This window comes from Streptomyces sp. ISL-87, assembly GCF_018614095.1.
Classification (GTDB): Bacteria; Actinomycetota; Actinomycetes; order Streptomycetales; family Streptomycetaceae; genus Streptomyces.
Genome location: NZ_JAGGOY010000102.1, coordinates 34,975 through 52,526, shown reverse-complemented (window position 1 = coordinate 52,526; position 17,552 = coordinate 34,975). Strand labels below are relative to the sequence as shown.

14 protein-coding genes and 2 pseudogenes are annotated in these 17,552 nt (G+C 71.8%); 10 read left to right on the top strand and 6 right to left on the bottom strand.

Annotated features, from left to right (window positions below; all coding sequences use genetic code 11):
• Positions 1 to 171 precede the first annotated feature (171 nt).
• Positions 172 to 243 (top strand): annotated as a pseudogene (locus J7I97_RS40485) (hypothetical protein); the annotation flags it as partial.
• A 232-nt stretch (positions 244 to 475) separates the two neighbouring features.
• Here the strand turns inward: J7I97_RS40485 and J7I97_RS31360 are convergent.
• Complete coding sequence (locus J7I97_RS31360) at positions 476 to 1,615, bottom strand: Fic family protein (protein ID WP_214941746.1); 1,140 nt, start codon at positions 1,613 to 1,615, stop codon at positions 476 to 478.
• Positions 1,616 to 1,828: 213 nt separating this feature from the next.
• Between J7I97_RS31360 and J7I97_RS31355 the strand changes: the two genes are divergently transcribed.
• Positions 1,829 to 2,332, top strand: coding sequence for a DegT/DnrJ/EryC1/StrS family aminotransferase (locus J7I97_RS31355; protein WP_214941743.1), 504 nt, complete (start codon positions 1,829 to 1,831; stop codon positions 2,330 to 2,332).
• 65 nt (positions 2,333 to 2,397) lie between these two features.
• Here the strand turns inward: J7I97_RS31355 and J7I97_RS31350 are convergent.
• A pseudogene (locus J7I97_RS31350) lies at positions 2,398 to 3,294 on the bottom strand (glycosyltransferase); the annotation flags it as partial.
• A 181-nt stretch (positions 3,295 to 3,475) separates the two neighbouring features.
• Here J7I97_RS31350 and J7I97_RS31345 point away from each other — a divergent pair.
• The 8 genes from J7I97_RS31345 to J7I97_RS31310 all read left to right on the top strand — a co-directional run bounded on the left by J7I97_RS31345 (position 3,476) and on the right by J7I97_RS31310 (position 14,460).
• A complete protein-coding gene (locus tag J7I97_RS31345; protein WP_214941740.1) occupies positions 3,476 to 5,410 on the top strand; it encodes an acyl-CoA dehydrogenase family protein in 1,935 nt (644 codons plus the stop codon).
• Between the two features lie 60 nt (positions 5,411 to 5,470).
• A complete protein-coding gene (locus tag J7I97_RS31340; protein WP_214941738.1) occupies positions 5,471 to 7,003 on the top strand; it encodes a hypothetical protein in 1,533 nt (510 codons plus the stop codon).
• A 20-nt stretch (positions 7,004 to 7,023) separates the two neighbouring features.
• On the top strand, positions 7,024 to 8,277 hold the full coding sequence (gene dxr, locus J7I97_RS31335) for a 1-deoxy-D-xylulose-5-phosphate reductoisomerase (RefSeq protein WP_214941734.1): 1,254 nt from the start codon (positions 7,024 to 7,026) through the stop codon (positions 8,275 to 8,277).
• The gene (locus J7I97_RS31330) at positions 8,274 to 9,575 is read left to right on the top strand and encodes an RIP metalloprotease (protein ID WP_214941731.1); all 1,302 of its coding nucleotides are present in this window, start codon (positions 8,274 to 8,276) and stop codon (positions 9,573 to 9,575) included. The genes dxr and J7I97_RS31330 overlap by 4 nt, the downstream gene beginning before the upstream one ends.
• A 261-nt stretch (positions 9,576 to 9,836) precedes the next feature.
• Complete coding sequence (gene ispG, locus J7I97_RS31325; RefSeq protein ID WP_214941728.1) at positions 9,837 to 10,994, top strand: flavodoxin-dependent (E)-4-hydroxy-3-methylbut-2-enyl-diphosphate synthase; 1,158 nt, start codon at positions 9,837 to 9,839, stop codon at positions 10,992 to 10,994.
• A 158-nt stretch (positions 10,995 to 11,152) separates the two neighbouring features.
• Positions 11,153 to 11,998, top strand: a complete 846-nt coding sequence (locus J7I97_RS31320; protein WP_214941727.1) for a GNAT family N-acetyltransferase — start codon at positions 11,153 to 11,155, stop codon at positions 11,996 to 11,998.
• 144 nt (positions 11,999 to 12,142) lie between these two features.
• Positions 12,143 to 12,712 carry a GNAT family N-acetyltransferase gene (locus tag J7I97_RS31315; protein ID WP_214941724.1) on the top strand — a complete coding sequence of 190 codons (570 nt, stop codon included), beginning with the start codon at positions 12,143 to 12,145 and terminating at the stop codon, positions 12,710 to 12,712.
• 44 nt (positions 12,713 to 12,756) lie between these two features.
• A complete protein-coding gene (locus J7I97_RS31310; RefSeq protein WP_214941721.1) occupies positions 12,757 to 14,460 on the top strand; it encodes a proline--tRNA ligase in 1,704 nt (567 codons plus the stop codon).
• Between the two features lie 29 nt (positions 14,461 to 14,489).
• On the opposite strand, the gene J7I97_RS31305 is transcribed toward J7I97_RS31310, so the two are convergent.
• The 4 genes from J7I97_RS31305 to J7I97_RS31290 are packed head-to-tail and all read right to left on the bottom strand — an operon-like array spanning position 14,490 to position 17,518.
• On the bottom strand, positions 14,490 to 15,560 hold the full coding sequence (locus J7I97_RS31305; protein ID WP_214941718.1) for a slipin family protein: 1,071 nt from the start codon (positions 15,558 to 15,560) through the stop codon (positions 14,490 to 14,492).
• Positions 15,561 to 15,608: 48 nt separating this feature from the next.
• Entirely contained in the window at positions 15,609 to 16,511 is a 903-nt protein-coding gene (locus J7I97_RS31300; protein ID WP_214941715.1) for an aminoglycoside phosphotransferase family protein, read from the bottom strand.
• A 15-nt stretch (positions 16,512 to 16,526) separates the two neighbouring features.
• Positions 16,527 to 16,994: a ferritin-like domain-containing protein gene (locus tag J7I97_RS31295; protein ID WP_308369197.1), complete on the bottom strand. Its 468-nt coding sequence runs from the start codon at positions 16,992 to 16,994 to the stop codon at positions 16,527 to 16,529.
• Positions 16,991 to 17,518, bottom strand: coding sequence for a hypothetical protein (locus J7I97_RS31290; protein WP_308369198.1), 528 nt, complete (start codon positions 17,516 to 17,518; stop codon positions 16,991 to 16,993). The genes J7I97_RS31295 and J7I97_RS31290 overlap by 4 nt, the downstream gene beginning before the upstream one ends.
• Positions 17,519 to 17,552 lie beyond the last annotated feature (34 nt).

Here is a 17,552-nt window from a genome sequence, read left to right as displayed (position 1 = left end):
CGCACAGCACCTCGGCCTCGCCGTCGCAGGGCGTCCCCTCAGTAGCCTCACCGCGCAACTCTGCTACTGGGCACGCAATGGCCGCCTCATCCGCACGGCACCTAACACCTACAAGATCACCCTCCCCGAAGCCTTGACACCGCCGCCGAGCTCTTAACTTCGTGGCATTGGATGCTCGACGCGGTGCGTTACCTGGTGGACAACGGCATCAAGTGGCGGGCGATGCCGGTCGACTTCCCCGCCTGGGACCGGGTCTACGCCTTCTTCCGCAGGTGGCGACAGGCCGGGCTGATCGGTGAATTCCACGACCGGCTGCGGGAGAAGGTCCGCGTGAAAGAGGGCCGGGATCCACAGCCGAGCGCGGGGATCATCGACTGCGCGCAGGTGCATGATTCCGTGCGTGTGGCGGCCCGGAACCGAGTTCGGTTCCGGGCCGCCACACGCAGATACGGGTTGTCGGCAGTCCTGGGTTCGGCTACGCGGTGTAGGGGTTGGAGATGGTGTGCGGCCTGCGGGCGGTGGCCAGGACGTTCTGCGGGAACTGGGGGCCGGCGGTGTAGTGGCGGCCCTTGGTCTGTCCGACCGCGGTCAGTACTCCGGCCTTGGTCAGGGCTTGGAGGTCCCGAGTGGCCTGCTGGGTGTTGATGGCCTCGGCCCGCTCGTAGCGTGAGCGCCTGACCCGGCCCACCATCGCCACCTCGTGGAGGGCGGTGACCTGCCGCTCGCTGATGCCGTGAGCCTGGGCGTGGTCCATGAGCTGCATCCAGCAGTCGTTCGAGCGGTTGACCCGGTGCTGCACACGCTGGGCTTGCTGGTGGTAGGCGAGGAGGCTGAACTTGATCCACGGCAGGGTGTCACGCTCGGGCGAGTAGACCGGTCCGCCGACCTCGCGGAGCACCTTGTAGTACTCCCATGTGTTGCCGGGCATACCCAGCCATTCCTCGATCGAGGAGAACTCCGGAGCCAGCACCCCGCCTCGGGCGATCAGCAGGGTCTGCAGCGAGCGGGACATCCGGCCGTTGCCGTCCGACCACGGGTGGATCTTCACCAGGTTCAGGTGTGCCATCGCGGCCCGGATCAGGACGTGTTCTTCGAGGTCGCCGTCGTTGAGCCAGCCCACCAGCTCCGCCATGAGGCCGGGTACGAGTTCTTGGTCGGGGCCGTCGTAGTCGGTGGCGAGCTCGTCGCCCGGGGCGGTGATGCGGATGGAGGTCTTGCGCCACTGGCCGGCTGTCCGCAGCGGGTGGTGGTGGCCCTGCAGCATCCAGTGCAGCGCGTTCAGGAGTTCCTTGCTGTACCGGAAGTCGGTGACGTCGTGGAGGGACTGGATGTACGTCATCGCCTGCTGGTAGGCGAGGGTCTCCGCCTTGTTCTCGTCGCTGGCCTCGACTTCGCGCTCGCCGTCCATCAGGTCGGCGACATCCTTCGCGTCGACCTGATAGCCCTCGATCGTGTTCGACGCGGCGATCGCGCTGGCGGTCAGCGCCTTGCGCAGATCGAGCGTCCACTTCATGGGGGCCTGCTGCACCGCATCACGCAGGCGCTCACGGAGTCCGTCGATCTGTTCCAGCACCAGGTGATCGTCGGAGCCGAGGCGGGGAGTCGAATACAACATGAGTAAATGATACCCGCTACCTATCATTCCCGCAGGGTGACTTCCATCGCTCCTTCCTGATTCACAGGCCCCCTGGAGGGGGACGGTCAGGTGGCGAAGGCGAAGTAGGTGGGTGAGGCAGGTGAAGGTGATGAGCTGGCGGGGCTTGAGAAGCCGCAGTTCGGCGGTCCCGGTGGGTGATCTTCACGGGCCGGGGCGTGAAGGCAGGGCCTTTTGATAGCGAGTGATTGTCGAGTCGGCGGCCTGGCCGCGGAAGCGACCGGCTACACCGTCGAAGGCTTCGGGATGCGGGTACAGATGTCGTCGCTCAACGCGGCGATCGGCTGCGCTCAACTCGGCGGGTTCCCGGAGGCCGAGGCCAAGCGCAAGGCGCTGTGGCGGGCGTACGCGACCGCTCTGCAGGGCATCGAGGGCGTCACCCTCGTGGACGTCGACGCGGAGCGCTCCGTGCCGCACCTGTGCGCGGTCCTCGTCCACGCGGACCGCGACCAGGTGTTCCGGACGCTCCGGGACCGGGGTGTCGGCGTCGGCACGCACTACCCGCCGAACCACCTGCAACCGGCCTTCGCCCCGTGGCACCGGTCCCTGCCGGGGACCGAGCGAGTAGGCCGCCAGATCACGACCCTGCCGTTCCACCAGCACCTGACGGAGGCCGACGTCGAGCACGTCGCCTCCGAGGTCGTGAAGGCCGTCACCGAGACGGAGGCCGTCGGATGACGGCCCGGCCGCGACGTCTCCTGACGGTCTGCCTCGGCAACCACTGCCGCTCCCCCTCGCCGCCGTCATCCTCGCCCAGCTCGGCGGGGACGCGGTCGAGGTGAGGTCGGCCGGCACTCGGGACAAGTGGCTCGGCCAGCCCGCCCACGCCGGAGATGGTCGCCGCCGCGGCGGCACGCGGCTACGACATGCGCGCCCACCTCGGTGTACACATCAGCAGGGAACTGCTGGAGCGGGCCCACCGCGTCCCGCAGGCTCCCCGCGGTCACCTCACCGAGCAGCGCAACGGCGGCCCCGGCGTTCGCCAGGTGCCGCGCGTTGTGCGCCTGCTCGTTCCCGGCCGAGGAAGCGAGCGGGACGAACACCGCAGGCTTGCCCAGCGCGGTCAGCTCGGCGAGCGTCCCGGCGCCGCTCCGGGAGATCACGACGTCGGCCAGCGCCAGCACGTCGGGGAGCTCCGTGCCGACGAACCCGGCGAGGTAGTACCGGCCCGACAGCTCCACAGGCAGAGCCGCCGCGCGCTGCCGCAGGCCTTCGACGTTGGCCGGCCCGCACTGGTGAATCACGTTCGCCCGCTCCAGTAGCCAAGGCAGTGCGTCCCGTACGACGTCGTTGATCTGCTGGGAGCCTTGCGCGCCGCCGGTTACGTACACGGTCGGCAGATGCCGGTCGAAGCCATGCAGGGCCAGAGCCTCAACCGCCTTGTCCGCGTGTCCGGTCAGCACCTCGGGGCGGATCGGATTGCCGGTGACGACCGCAGCGCCCCGAACCGACTCCGGCAGAAGCGGCAGCGACGACTCCGACGACACCGCGATCCTCGTCGCCGAGCTCGCGAGCTTCCGGTTGGCCAGGCCCAGCCGCACGGTCTGCTCGTGGAGGACCAGCGGGCGGCGGCACATGCGGGCGGCCAGGCCAGCCGGGACAGTCACGTATCCGCCCGTGGCGAGCACGACATCCGGCCGGACACTGTGAGGAGTCCACTGTGCGGGGGCTCCGGCCCCCTTTTCCCCCGGCCCAACCCCGTTTTCCCCCACCCGGCCCGCCCCCGCTTTTCCACGGCCCGCGAAACGGGTACGACTCACAGGTAGCACCGACCGGTAATCCGGCATGTCATCCGACTTCGGCGGCGAGGTGAGTCCCCGCATGTCCGCAACACAGCCCAAGGTGACCGAGCGCGAGGCACGGCAGGTCGCGGAGGCGGCCCGGGAACAGGACTGGCGAAAGCCCAGCTTCGCCAAGGAACTGTTCCTCGGCCGGTTCCGGCTCGACCTGATCCACCCCCACCCGCTCCCCGCCGATGAAGACGTCCGGCGCGGCGAGGCCTTCCTGGCCCGCCTGCGGGAGTTCTGCGAGACCGGGATAGACGGCGCCCGCATCGAACGCGAAGCCAAGATCCCCGACGAGACCGTGCGCGGGCTGAAAGAGCTCGGCGCCCTCGGGATGAAGATCGACCCGAAGTACGGGGGCCTCGGCCTCACCCAGGTGTACTACAACAAGGCGCTCGCCCTCGTGGGCTCGGTCAGCCCGGCCATCGGGGCCCTGCTCTCCGCCCATCAGTCGATCGGCGTACCGCAGCCGCTGAAGATGTTCGGCACGCAGGAGCAGAAGGACGCCTACCTGCCGCGCTGCGCCACCACCGCCATCAGCGCCTTCCTCCTCACGGAACCGGACGTCGGCTCCGACCCGGCGCGGCTGGCCACGACGGCGGTACCGGACGGGGACGACGCGTACATCCTCGACGGGGTGAAGCTCTGGACCACCAACGGGGTCGTGGCCGACCTGCTCGTGGTCATGGCCCGGGTCCCCAAGAGCGAGGGCCACCGCGGCGGGATCACCGCCTTCGTCGTCGAAGCTGACTCGCCGGGCATCACCGTCGAGCACCGCAACGCCTTCATGGGCCTGCGCGGCCTGGAGAACGGCGTCACCCGCTTCCACGGCGTACGTGTCTCCGCCGGCCAGCGCATCGGCGCCGAGGGGGCCGGCCTCAAGATCGCGCTGACCACGCTGAACACCGGACGGCTGTCGCTGCCCGCCATGTGCGTCGGCGCCGGCAAGTGGTGCCTGAAGATCGCCCGCGAGTGGTCCGGCGTACGCGAGCAGTGGGGCCGGCCCGTCGCGAGGCACGAGGCCGTCGGCGCCAAGATCGCCTTCATCGCCGCCACCACCTTCGCCCTCGAAGCGGTGGTGGACCTGGCCTCGCAGATGGCCGACGAGGACCGCAACGACATCCGCATCGAGGCGGCCCTCGCCAAGCTCTACGGCTCCGAGATGGCCTGCCTGATGGCCGACGAGCTGGTCCAGATCCGCGGCGGCCGCGGCTTCGAGACCGCCGAGTCCCTGGCCGCCCGCGGCGAGCGCGCCGTCCCCGCCGAGCAGATGCTGCGCGACCTGCGGATCAACCGGATCTTCGAGGGCTCGACGGAGATCATGCACCTGCTCATCGCCCGCGAGGCCGTCGACGCCCACCTGTCCGTGGCCGGCGACCTCATCGACCCCGACAAGGACCTCGGCGACAAGGCCAGGGCAGGAGCCCGGGCCGCCGGGTTCTACGCCCGCTGGCTGCCCAAGCTGGCCACCGGCCCCGGCCAGCTGCCGGGTACCTACCGCGAGTTCCACCCCGGTGGCCACCCCGACCTCGCCACCCACCTCCGGTACGTCGAGCGCAGCGCCCGCAAACTCGCCCGCTCGACCTTCTACGCCATGTCCCGCTGGCAGGGCCGCATGGAAACGAAACAGGGCTTCCTCGGGCGGATCGTCGACATCGGCGCCGAACTCTTCGCCATGAGCGCGGCCTGCGTCCGCGCCGAGCACCTGCGCGCCACCGGCGACCACGGACGTGAGGCGTACCAGCTGGCCGACGCCTTCTGCCGGCAGTCCCGGATCCGCGTCGAGGAGCTCTTCGGCCGGCTCTGGTCCAACACCGACGAACTCGACCGCAAGGTCGTCGAAGGAGTCCTCACCGGCACCTACACCTGGCTGGAGGAGGGGGTCCTCGACCCCTCCGGCGACGGCCCCTGGATCGCGGACGCCACCCCCGGACCGTCTTCACGGAAAAACGTGCACCGACCCATTCGCTGACCTGCGATCATCAGCGAAAATCGAGCACGCGCACGAACGCACGGCGAACGGGAACGAACGATGTCGACGGCCGAGGAAGACCGCAGAAGCCGACGGCTGGCCTGGTGCGTGGCCCTGTTGCTGCGCCACGCACCGGACCACGTCGCCGCCGACCTCCTCGGCCGCCTCGACCCGGCCACCCGCCGGTTCCTGTGCCGCGACGAGTTCCTTCCGGCCGCCGTCGTCACGCTGCTGCTGCGCGACGGCACCGACCAGGACCGCCGCACGGTCGCCCGGAACCCGCATGTCCTCGGGCGGCCGCTGCCCGGCCTCCCCGGCCCCGCCCGGTACGCGGCCCGCCCCGGCCCCTCGCCCGAGCTGCTCGGCACCCTCCGCGCGGAGCTGGGCCGCGAGCCGGAACCTCCTCTGACGAGCACGGAGCTCATCGCCCTGCTGCGCAGGCACGGCAGGCACCGGCCGCGCGTACCGCTGGACGTGCTGGCCCTGCCGCACGAGCTGGACCCCGGCGTACTGCTGCGCGAGCATGCCCGCGCGCCCCTGCCGCCCGGCTCGGTCGAGGCCCTGCTGCTGGTGGGCGGGCTGGACCGGCAGGTGTGCCGGGCCCTGCTTGACACGCGCGCGCAGCGCTCGTACGGACCCCACTGGCACCGCCCCGCGGTCCGCGCCGTCCGCAGTGGCACCCTGACCTTCGACGACCTCGTGGCGGCCGTGGCGCCGGCCCACCGCACCCTGCTGCTCGGGCAGGCGCACGCCATCGGGCGGTTCGCCTGGAACCTCGCCGAGTGGGCCGCGATGCGCTCCGCCCTGGCGCGGGTGCTGCGCCCGGCCCTCGGCGACGACCCCCGGCTGTGGGCCGAGCTGCACCGCCACGCGCCCGGCTTCCGCGGCACCCTGCCGGAGCTGGCGGCCGCGATAGCCGCCGGGACCGTGCCGGAGCCCGCCGCTGCCGCTGCCTCTGCCGCGGAAACCGGTGCGGACGCCGCCGTGGCCCCTGCCGCGGAAACCGCCCCGGACGCCACCGTGGAACTCGGTCCGCAAACCGCCCCGGACGCCGCCGGGGAACTCGCCTCGGAAACGGCCTCGGAAACGGCCGCGGCTGCGGAAACCGCCCCGGAAACCGCCCCGGAAGCCGCCTCGGCCCCCGCCCCCGTTCCCGGCCTCGCGCAGGCCGTCGACGCCCTGGCGCCCGGTTCCCCGCTGCCCGTCGTCGAAGGCGTGCAGCGCGAGCTGGCCCTCGCGAGCCTGGCCGTCCCCAACGCCATGGGCGACCGCGACGAGGACATCCGGTGGGTACGGGCCTGCCTCGACCAGGGTGTGCTCACCGGCACCGACGTGGTCCGGCACAAGGCGCCCGCCGCCTGGGCGCTGGACGAGGACCACTGGCTCGGGGATGTGGACTACCCCGACCGGCACGACCGGCCCGCGGCCGTGCTCGCCGCGCGCGCCGAGGCCGACCGGCTCTTCGCCGAGGCCCTCGGCGAGGACCCGGACGCCTGGTGGCGGACCGCCCGCGCGCTCCCCGACTTCGTCGGAACCCTCCCCGAGCTGCTCGCCGCCGTCATTCAAGGGGACTCAGTGTCCAAGGGCTTCTGAGTTGCGGCAACAATGGGTGCATGAGCGACCGCCCAGCCCCCCTCGCCGATCCGCACCTCCTCTTCGACCCCGCGGCCGGCCGGCGGGACATCGTCATCCTCGGGTCCACCGGGTCCATCGGGACCCAGGCCATCGACCTCGCCCTCCGTAACCCGGACCGGTTCCGGGTGACCGCGCTGTCCGCCGCCGGCGGGCGCGTCGGGCTGTTGGCCGAACAGGCCCGGCTGCTGCGGGTGAACACCGTGGCCGTCGCCCGCGAGGACGTCGTACCGGCCCTGAAAGAGGCGCTGAGCGCCCAGTACGGCCCCTCCGAGCCGCTGCCCGAGATCCTGGCCGGACCCGACGCGGCGACCGAGCTCGCCGCCTCCGAGTGCCACACGGTCCTCAACGGCATCACGGGTTCCATCGGCCTCGCGCCCACCCTCGCCGCGCTGCGGGCCGGCCGGACCCTGGCCCTGGCCAACAAGGAGTCGCTGATCGTCGGCGGCCCGCTGGTCAAGGCCCTCGCCAAGCCCGGCCAGATCATCCCGGTGGACTCCGAGCACGCGGCCCTCTTCCAGGCGCTCGCCGCCGGCACCCGGGCCGATGTGCGCAAGCTCGTCGTCACCGCCTCGGGCGGGCCCTTCCGCGGCCGGACCCGCGCCGAGCTGGCGCACGTCACCGTCAAGGACGCCCTCGCGCACCCGACCTGGGCCATGGGGCCGGTGATCACGATCAACTCGGCGACCCTGGTCAACAAGGGCCTGGAGGTCATCGAGGCGCACCTGCTCTACGACATCCCCTTCGAGCGCATCGAGGTCGTCGTCCATCCTCAGTCCTACGTGCACTCGATGGTGGAGTTCTCGGACGGCTCCACGCTCGCCCAGGCCACCCCGCCCGACATGCGCGGGCCCATCGCGATCGGCCTCGGCTGGCCCGAGCGGATCCCGGACGCGGCCCCCGCGTTCGACTGGACCAAGGCGTCCACCTGGGAGTTCTTCCCGCTGGACACCGAGGCCTTTCCCTCGGTGGGCCTGGCCCGGCACGTCGGCACGCTCGGCGGCACCGCGCCCGCCGTGTTCAATGCGGCGAACGAGGAGTGCGTAGAGGCGTTCCTCGCCGGTCGGCTGCCGTTCACAGCAATCATGGATACGGTCTCTGCCGTGGTCGATGAGCACGGAACGCCGGACGCGGGAACTTCCCTCACCGTCGCGGACGTCCTCGAAGCGGAGACCTGGGCCAGGGCCCGGGCACAGGAAATGGCGGCCCGTGCCGCCGTGGAGGCGGGCGCATGACGTTGGTGCTGAATCTGGTCGGTGTGCTCGTCTTCGTCTTCGGGCTGCTGATCTCCATCGCCTGGCACGAGCTGGGCCACCTCTCCACGGCCAAGCTCTTCGGCATCCGCGTGCCGCAGTACATGGTCGGCTTCGGCCGGACCATCTGGTCACGGAAGAAGGGCGAGACGGAGTACGGGATCAAGGCGATCCCGATGGGCGGCTACATCCGCATGATCGGGATGTTCCCGCCCGGTGAGGACGGCAAGGTCACCGCCCGCTCGACCTCCCCGTTCCGCTCGATGATCGAGGACGCGCGCTCGGCGGCGTACGAGGAGCTCCAGCCCGGGGACGAGACGCGGCTCTTCTACACGCGCAAGCCGTGGAAGCGCGTCATCGTGATGTTCGCCGGCCCCTTCATGAACCTGGTGCTGGCGTTGGCGATCTTCTTCGGCGTCTGGATGACCTTCGGGGTCGAGCAGACGACGACCCAGGTCGCGAGCGTCTCGGAGTGTGTGGTCAAGCAGAGCGAGAAGCGCGAGGTCTGCAAGGACGGCGACCCGGTGGCCCCGGGCAAGGCGGCGGGCCTGGAGGCGGGCGACAAGATCGTGGCCTTCAACGGCACGGAGGTCGACGACTGGGCCGTGCTCCAGAAGAAGATCCGCGACACGATCGGCCCCGCCACCGTCACCGTCCTGCGGGACGGGCAGCGGGTGGACCTCAAGGCGAACCTGGTCGAGAACCGGGTCGCCAAGACGGACGGCCACGGCGGTTACGTCAAGGGCGAGTACGTCTCGGCCGGCTGGCTCGGCTTCGGCCCGAAGGCCGTGATCGCACCCCTGTCCTTCAGCCAGTCGGTGGACCGCGTGGGCGACACCATCGAGGGCAGTGTGCAGGGGCTCGTCAGGCTCCCGAGCAAGATCCCCCCGCTGTGGGACGCGGTCTTCAACGGCGCCGAGCGGCAGCCCGACTCCCCGATGGGCATCGTCGGCGCGGCCCGGATCACCAGTGACATCGCGGCCCTCGACATCCCCGGCGAGGAACGCGGGGCGATCATGCTCACCATCCTGGGCTGGTTCAACCTCTCCCTGTTCCTGTTCAACATGCTGCCGCTGCTGCCGCTGGACGGCGGGCATATCGCCGGCGCCCTGTGGGAGTCCGTGCGGCGCAAGGTGGCGCGGATCTTCCGCCGTGCCGACCCCGGCCCGTTCGACGTGGCGAGGCTGATGCCCGCCGCGTACGTGGTCGCCGCGGTCTTCGTCTGCTTCACGGCGCTGGTCTTCGTGGCGGACGTGGTCAACCCGATCAAGATCACCTAAATCGCCGGTCCAGATCACCTGAATCGCTGATCCAGATCACCTGGATCGTCGATCAGGACGGCCTGGGCAGCGCAGGGTTACAGGTCGCGCGCATGACCCGCGGTCATGTGTACGGGAGCCGGGCACGCATCGTGCCCGGCTCCCTACGTTCGGGTGTCACGGCCCGGCTGATGCGTGGGCCGCGCGCTGATTGGCGTAATCTCGGAGCCTGGAGCCCGCCGATCTCGGGACCTTGATCCACACCTTGGGGTTGCACAGCAGATGACTGCCATCTCTCTCGGAATGCCGGCCGTGCCGACGAAGCTTGCCGACCGCAGGGTCAGCCGCAAGATCCAGGTGGGCTCCGTGGCCGTCGGCGGCGACGCGCCCGTCTCGGTGCAGTCGATGACCACCACCCGCACCTCCGACATCGGCGCCACGCTCCAGCAGATCGCAGAGCTGACCGCCTCCGGCTGCAACATCGTCCGCGTGGCCTGCCCGACGCAGGACGACGCCGACGCCCTCGCCGTCATCGCGAAGAAGTCGCAGATCCCGGTCATCGCGGACATCCACTTCCAGCCCAAGTACGTGTTCGCCGCGATCGACGCCGGCTGCGCCGCCGTCCGCGTGAACCCGGGCAATATCAAGCAGTTCGACGACAAGGTCAAGGAGATCGCGCGGGCCGCCAAGGACGCGGGCACCCCGATCCGGATCGGCGTCAACGCGGGCTCGCTCGACGCCCGGCTGCTGAAGAAGTACGGCAAGGCCACCCCCGAGGCGCTGGTCGAGTCCGCCCTGTGGGAGGCCTCCCTCTTCGAGGAGCACGGCTTCAGCGACATCAAGATCTCGGTCAAGCACAACGACCCGGTCGTGATGGTCAACGCCTACCGCCAGCTCGCCGCCCAGTGCGAGTACCCGCTGCACCTCGGCGTCACCGAGGCCGGCCCCGCCTTCCAGGGCACGATCAAGTCGGCCGTCGCCTTCGGCGCGCTGCTCTCCGAGGGCATCGGCGACACCATCCGCGTCTCCCTCTCCGCCCCGCCGGTCGAGGAGATCAAGGTCGGCATCCAGATCCTGGAGTCCCTGAACCTCAAGCCGCGCCGCCTGGAGATCGTCTCCTGCCCGTCCTGCGGCCGCGCCCAGGTGGACGTGTACAAGCTGGCCGAGGAGGTCACGGCGGGCCTGGAGGGCATGGAGGTCCCGCTGCGCGTCGCGGTCATGGGCTGCGTCGTGAACGGCCCGGGCGAGGCCCGTGAGGCCGACCTCGGCGTCGCCTCCGGCAATGGCAAGGGCCAGATCTTCGTGAAGGGCGAGGTCATCAAGACCGTCCCCGAGTCGAAGATCGTGGAGACCCTCATCGAAGAGGCGATGAAGATCGCCGAGCAGATGGAGAAGGACGGCATCACCTCCGGCGAGCCCACCGTGGCCATCGGAGTCTGATCCCGACCCTCACCACCCCGTCACTGGTCATCGGCCCCGGCCCCGTTCCCGCAGCTCGCGGGCGGGCCCGGGGCTTTTCCGTGACCTGTGGGACACGGCAGCCGCGGGTTGCTGCGGGTACAGTTCGGAGATCAGCAGACTTGCATGGTGAGGCCCCAGTGTTGACGCAGACCACCACCCGGGTCCTTGAGCCCAGTGATCTCGATGCCGCGCTCGAAGTCCTCGGCCGCGAGCCGGTGGAGAACGCCTTCGTCACCTCCCGGGTCCAGGTCGCCGGACTCGACCCGTGGCGCCTCGGCGGCGAGATGTGGGGCTGGTACGCCGACGGCGAGCTCCGGTCCCTCTGCTACGCGGGCGCCAACCTGGTCCCCGTCTGCGCCGGCCCCGACGCCGTACGCGCCTTCGCCGACCGGGCCCGCCGCACCGGCCGCCGCTGCTCCTCCATCGTCGGCCCCGCCGAGGCCACCCGGCTGCTGTGGCAGCTCCTGGAGCCCAGCTGGGGCCCGGCCCGCGACGTCCGCTCCCGCCAGCCGCTCATGGTCACCGAGCAGCCGTCCGCCGATGTCCCGGCCGATCCGCTGGTACGCCGGATCCGCAAGGACGAGATGGAGCTGATCATGCCCGCCTGCGTGGCCATGTTCACCGAGGAGGTCGGCATCTCGCCGATGGCCGGGGACGGCGGCCTGCTCTACCAGGCCCGGGTCGCCGAACTCGTCGGCACCGGCCGCTCCTTCGCCCGCGTCGAGAACGGCAAGGTCGTCTTCAAGGCGGAGATCGGCGCCGCGACCTCCCGCGCCTGCCAGATCCAGGGGGTGTGGGTGGACCCCGAATTCCGCGGGCGCGGTCACTCCGAGACCGGGATGGCCGCCGTCGTGGAGTACGCGCTGCGGGATGTGGCGCCCGTGGTCAGCCTCTACGTCAACGACTTCAACGCCGCCGCGCGGGCGGCGTACCGGCGGGTGGGCTTCCGCGAGGTCGGCGCGTTCATGAGCATCCTGTTCTAGTCCTGTTCTAGTCCTGCTCCCGTTCGGCTCCCGTCCGGCCCCATGACCGGCCGGCTGCCAACAGCCCCGCCCCGGCGGCTGGTTTGGCCCGGTCCGACCCCGTCGGCATACCGGCCCGCCGGGGCCGCGAAGTAAGGTCGCCGCATGCTGCCTACGCCCGGGGTGGACCCCGACCGGCCCGCCGGACTCCGCATCGGCCCCTTCGACCTCGCCGCCCGTGTGGACGAGGCCCTGCGCGTGCAGGCCGTGGCCTTCGGGCTCAGCGAGGAGGAGGTCGGCATCCGGCGCTACATCGTGCAGCGCCACATGACCTGCCGCGGAGCCCGCGCGCTCGGCGCGTTCACCGAGGACGGGGTGCTCGCCGGGTTCGTGTACGGGATGCCCAACGACCGGGCGCACTGGTGGTCCACGATCGTCGAGCCCTATCTGCGGGCCGCCGGCCACGAGCACTGGCTCGACGACTCCTTCGTGATCACCGAGCTGCACGTCCACCCCGGCTTCCAGGGCCACGGCGTCGGCCGCGCCCTCATCACCCGGCTCACCGACGCCGCCGCCGAGCCGCGCTCGATCCTCTCCGCCATCGACACCGACAGCCCGGCCCGCGGGCTCTACCGGGCCCTCGGCTACACGGATCTCGCCCGCCGCGTCCACTTCCCGAGCGCGAGCCTCCCGTACGCCGTCATGGGCGCCCCGCTGCCGCTGCCCCCGCGCTGAAATCTCGTTTTCGGCGCCCGCACCGGCCCCGGTAACCTCCGGGCATGTCTACGCAACGCGTGCAGAGCATGTCCCGCCTCATGGCCAAGACCCTCCGCGAGGACCCGGCGGACGCCGAGACCCTCAGCCACCGGATGCTCGTCCGCGCCGGTTACGTCCGGCGCAGCTCGGCCGGGGTGTGGACCTGGCTGCCGCTGGGCAAGCGGGTCCTGGACAACGTCTCGCGCATCGTCCGCGAGGAGATGGACGCGATCGGGGCGCAGGAGGTGCTGCTGCCGGCGCTGCTGCCGAAGGAGCCGTACGAGGTCAGCGGCCGCTGGTCGGAGTACGGGGACCTGCTGTTCCGGCTCAAGGACCGCAAGGGCGCGGACTATCTGCTCGGCCCGACGCACGAGGAGATCTTCACCCTGGTGGTGAAGGACCAGTGCACGTCCTACAAGGACCTGCCGGTGATGCTGTACCAGATCCAGACCAAGTACCGGGACGAGGCGCGGCCGCGGTCGGGTGTGCTGCGGGGCCGCGAGTTCCAGATGAAGGACTCGTACTCCTTCGACGTGTCGGACGAGGGCCTCGCGGAGTCGTACGCGCTGCACCGGGCGGCGTACCAGCGGATCTTCACCCGTCTCGGCCTGGACCACCGGATCGTCTCGGCGGTGTCGGGCGCGATGGGCGGCTCGGCGTCGGAGGAGTTCCTGGCGCCGGCCGAGGCGGGGGAGGACACGTTCGTGGACTGCCCGGCGTGCGACTACGCGGCGAACACGGAGGCGGTGACGTTCGCGCTGCGTCCGGTGGAGGGGGAGCGGGCGGAGCACCCCGCGCTGGAAGAGGTGGACACCCCGGACACCCCGACGATCGAGACCCTGGCGGCGCACCTGGGTGTCGCGGCGTCGGCGACTCTGAAGAACCTGTTGGTGAAGGTGGACGGCGAGATCGTCGCCGTCGGCGTGCCGGGGGACCGGGAGGTGGACCTCGGCAAGCTGGGGGAGCATCTCGCGCCGGCCGTGGTGGAGTTGGTGACGGCGGAGGACTTCGTGGACCGCCCCGATCTGGTACGCGGCTACGTGGGCCCGCAAGGCCTCGACAAGGTCCGCTACATCGCCGACCCCCGTGTGGCGCCCGGCACTTCATGGGTGACGGGGGCCAACCGCGTCGACACCCACGCGCGGAACGTGGTGTGCGGGCGGGACTTCGAGGTGGACCAGTACCTGGACGTGGTGGTCGTGGAGCCGGGGGACCCCTGCCCGGCGTGCGGGGCGGGGCTGGTACTGGGCCGCGCGATCGAGATCGGGCACATCTTCCAGCTGGGGCGCAAGTACGCGGACGCGTTCGGGCTGGATGTGCTCGGCAGGGAGGGCAAGCCGGTCCGGGTCACGATGGGTTCGTACGGGATCGGCGTCTCGCGGGCGGTGGCCGCGCTGGCCGAGCAGACGGCCGATGAGCGGGGGCTGTGCTGGCCGGCGGAGGTGGCCCCGGCCGATGTCCACGTGGTGGCGGCGGGCAAGGCCGGTCCGCTGGCGCTCGCGTCGGAGGCGGCGGCCGCGCTGGCCGGGGCCGGGCTCCGTGTCCTCCTGGACGACCGTCCGGGCCTGTCCCCGGGGGTCAAGCTCACGGATGCAGAGCTGATCGGCGTCCCGTGGATCCTGGTGGCGGGCCGCCGCTCGGCGGAGTCGGTGGTCGAACTCCAGCACCGCCCCACGGGCACCCGAGAGGAACTCCCCCTGTCGGAGGCCCTGTCCCGCCTGACCTGACCGCCCCGGAGAAGCCCCGCGCAGCGGGTCTACGCCGCGGGCGGCCCGTCCGGGGTGGACCGGGGCGGGACGGAGTCCCGTGCGAACCAGTCCGCGTCCGCGTCCGGGTCCGGTTCCGCGTCCGGGTCCGGTTCCGCGTCCGGGTCCGGGTCCGGGACCTGAGCCTGGGCTGGGTCCGGGTCCTGGGCCTGGGCCTGGGCTGGGTCCGGGTCCGGTTCCGGGGTCAGCGCCGGGGCCGTGCCCGTGCCCGGGTCCGGGGTCAGGGCCGGCGCCGCGCCCCGGTCCGGGGTCGGGGCGGTGCCCGGGGTGGGGGGCGGCGCGGCTGGTGGCGGGCCCGTCGGCGGGGCGGCGCGTTCGAGGAAGCGGAGGAGTTCCACCGGGAAGGGGAGGACCAGGGTGGAGTTCTTCTCCGCCGCCACCGCAACCACCGTCTGCAGCAGGCGCAGCTGAAGCGCCGCCGGCTGCTCCGACATGACCTCCGCCGCCTGGGCCAGCTTCCTCGACGCCTGGAGCTCCGCATCCGCGTTGATGACACGCGCCCGCCGCTCGCGGTCCGCCTCCGCCTGCCGGGCCATCGACCGCTTCATCGTCTCCGGCAGCGAGACGTCCTTGATCTCCACCCGGTCGATCTGAACACCCCACCCCACCGCCGGGCTGTCGATCATCAGCTCCAGCCCCTGGTTCAGCTGCTCCCGGTTGGAGAGGAGATCGTCCAGGTCGGACTTGCCGATGATCGACCGCAGCGAGGTCTGCGCCATCTGCGACACCGCGAAGCGGTAGTCCTCCACCTCGATGATCGCGTTCGCCGCGTCGACGACCTTGAAGTACACCACCGCGTCCACCCGCACCGTGACGTTGTCCCGCGTGATGCCCTCCTGCGCGGGCACCGGCATCGTCACGATCTGCATGTTCACCTTGCGCAGCCGGTCGACGCCCGGGACGATCATGGTGAAGCCCGGCCCGCGAATGCCCTCCCGCAGGCGGCCGAAGCGGAAGACCACGCCTCGCTCGTACTGCCGTACCACCCGTGCCGCGGCGCCCGCGGCAACCGAGATTCCCACGGCCCCCGCGATGACCGCTGTCAGCAGTTCCTGGACCATGACGGCCTCCTGCCGGGCCAGGGCATACCTTCGTATCTACGGTATGCCCTACAGCCAGGCCGCGAACTCCAGCAGCAGCTCCGCGTCCCGGCGGCGCCCGGCGGCCAGCGCCCGGTTCCCGGACTCCACCGCCCGGAACAGCGTCCAGCCCCGCAGCCGGTCCCGGTCCACCTCCAGGGCGTCCGCCAGCTTGTTCACCCGCCGCCGCGCGCCCGCCGCGCCCGCCGAGGAGGCCACCTGGTCCTCCAACCGGTCCCGGACCAGCCGCGCCAGGTCGTACGCCCGCTCGCCGACCAGCGGATCCGGGCCCACCGTCAGCCACGGCGCCCGCTCGCCCGCCAGCACCTTGCCCTGCCGGAAGTTCCCGTGCAGCAGCAGTTCCTCACCGGGAACGGCCGTCAGCTCCTCCCGGATCGCGAGCGCCGCCGACGCCAGTGCCTCGGCCTCCGGCGGGGCCTTGCGCAAGGCCTCCGCCTGGCGCCCGGTGCGTTCCGCCACCGTCTCCCAGCCGTGCCCCGCGCCCGGCTCCACCCACAGCCGCCGCAGCGTGCCACAGGCCTCCAGCAGCGCCTTCGCCTCCGGCAGCGACCGCAGGGACACCTCCGGGTGCAGCCGCTCCAGCAGCAGCGCCCCGTCCTCCTCGTGGTGGCGGGTGTCGAGAACGCGGACGGCCCCGAAGCCGCCCCAGTGCGCCAGCGCGGCCATTTCCCGGTCCGGGCGCGCACCGGGAGGCGCCAGTTTCAGTGCGGCCGGGGTCCCGTCGGCGTACCGGACGAGGAGGACCAGGCTGCTCCGGCCACCAGGGGCCTGGACCCGCTGGGCCTCTACCTCACGCCGGGACAGCGCCGCCTCGACGAGCCGGGGCAACTGCCTCAGCCACTCCGCGTCCTGCGCCGATTCCGGCATCTCGCCGAGCGCCCGTACAAGCCGCTGCGGCGGTTCGAAAGCCATGCGTGCGTGGTCCCTTCAGCTGTGCTGGGCTCGTCGCGCGTCGTCCGCACGTTCCGTGAGCCCAGGGAAGGCTACGCCGACACCACGCCAGCGTGCCGCGCGCACGGCCGCGGCGCTCAACGCGTCAGCCGCCTCGCGGCGCAACTGGCCCTCCGCCGCACGCACCAGATCGGAATACGCGCCGGCCACCCGGTCCTCGATCACGGCGGCCAGCCGCTCGGCGTCGGCCGGCCCGATCAGCTCGAACGGCATGGCGTACGCGGCCTCCGCCAGCCGCGGTGTGCCACCCAGTCCGCGCACGGTCCGGGTCAGCGCGTCACGCCGCGCGAGGTGGCCGCCGTACGCCTCACGGGCCTCGGCCGAGCGGGCCGCGGAGGTCCGGGCGCCGATCACGCCGTAGCCGTAGACCGCCGCGTGCTCGGCGGCGAGGGCGGACTGGGCAGCCTCCAGGGGGCGGCCGGCGGGGGAGGGTTCGGGCTTCACGACGCGGCTCCCGGGGTCAAGGTCAGCAGGTAGGCGTGTACGGCGCCGCAGGCGGCCACCGAGGCCAGCATCCGGGCCAGCTCGCCGGGCGCCCCGGCCAGGGCGATGGTCCGCGCCTCGGACAGGCTCCGCTCGGCGTCCGCGAGGGCGGTCAGCGCCTCGGCGGGCTTCGGCGGGACCGGCTCGCCGCTCGGCACGGGCGCACCGGCCGACGCAGCGGAAGCGGGAGACCGGGACGGCTTGCCCGTCGTGGTGTCCGCCGGGGCCAGCGCCGCCGTGTGCGCCGCGACGGCGGTGCGCAGCGGAGCGAGGCGCTGCGCCAGGGCCGGATGGGCGCCGGCGGTGGCGTCGTAACGTTCCAGCAGTCGCTCGCTGTCACGGACAGCCGTCTCGCGCATCCGCCGTTCGAGTGAAACCGGGGTGTCCGCGTCCGGCGCGCCGCCCCCGTCGGAGCACGCGGCTAGCAGCGCGGCACCGGCCGCGCCGGCGGCACCGGCGAGCAGGCTCCTTCGCGAGGGCCTCACGGGCAGAGTCCAGGGCACGGCGACGTCCTAGGGG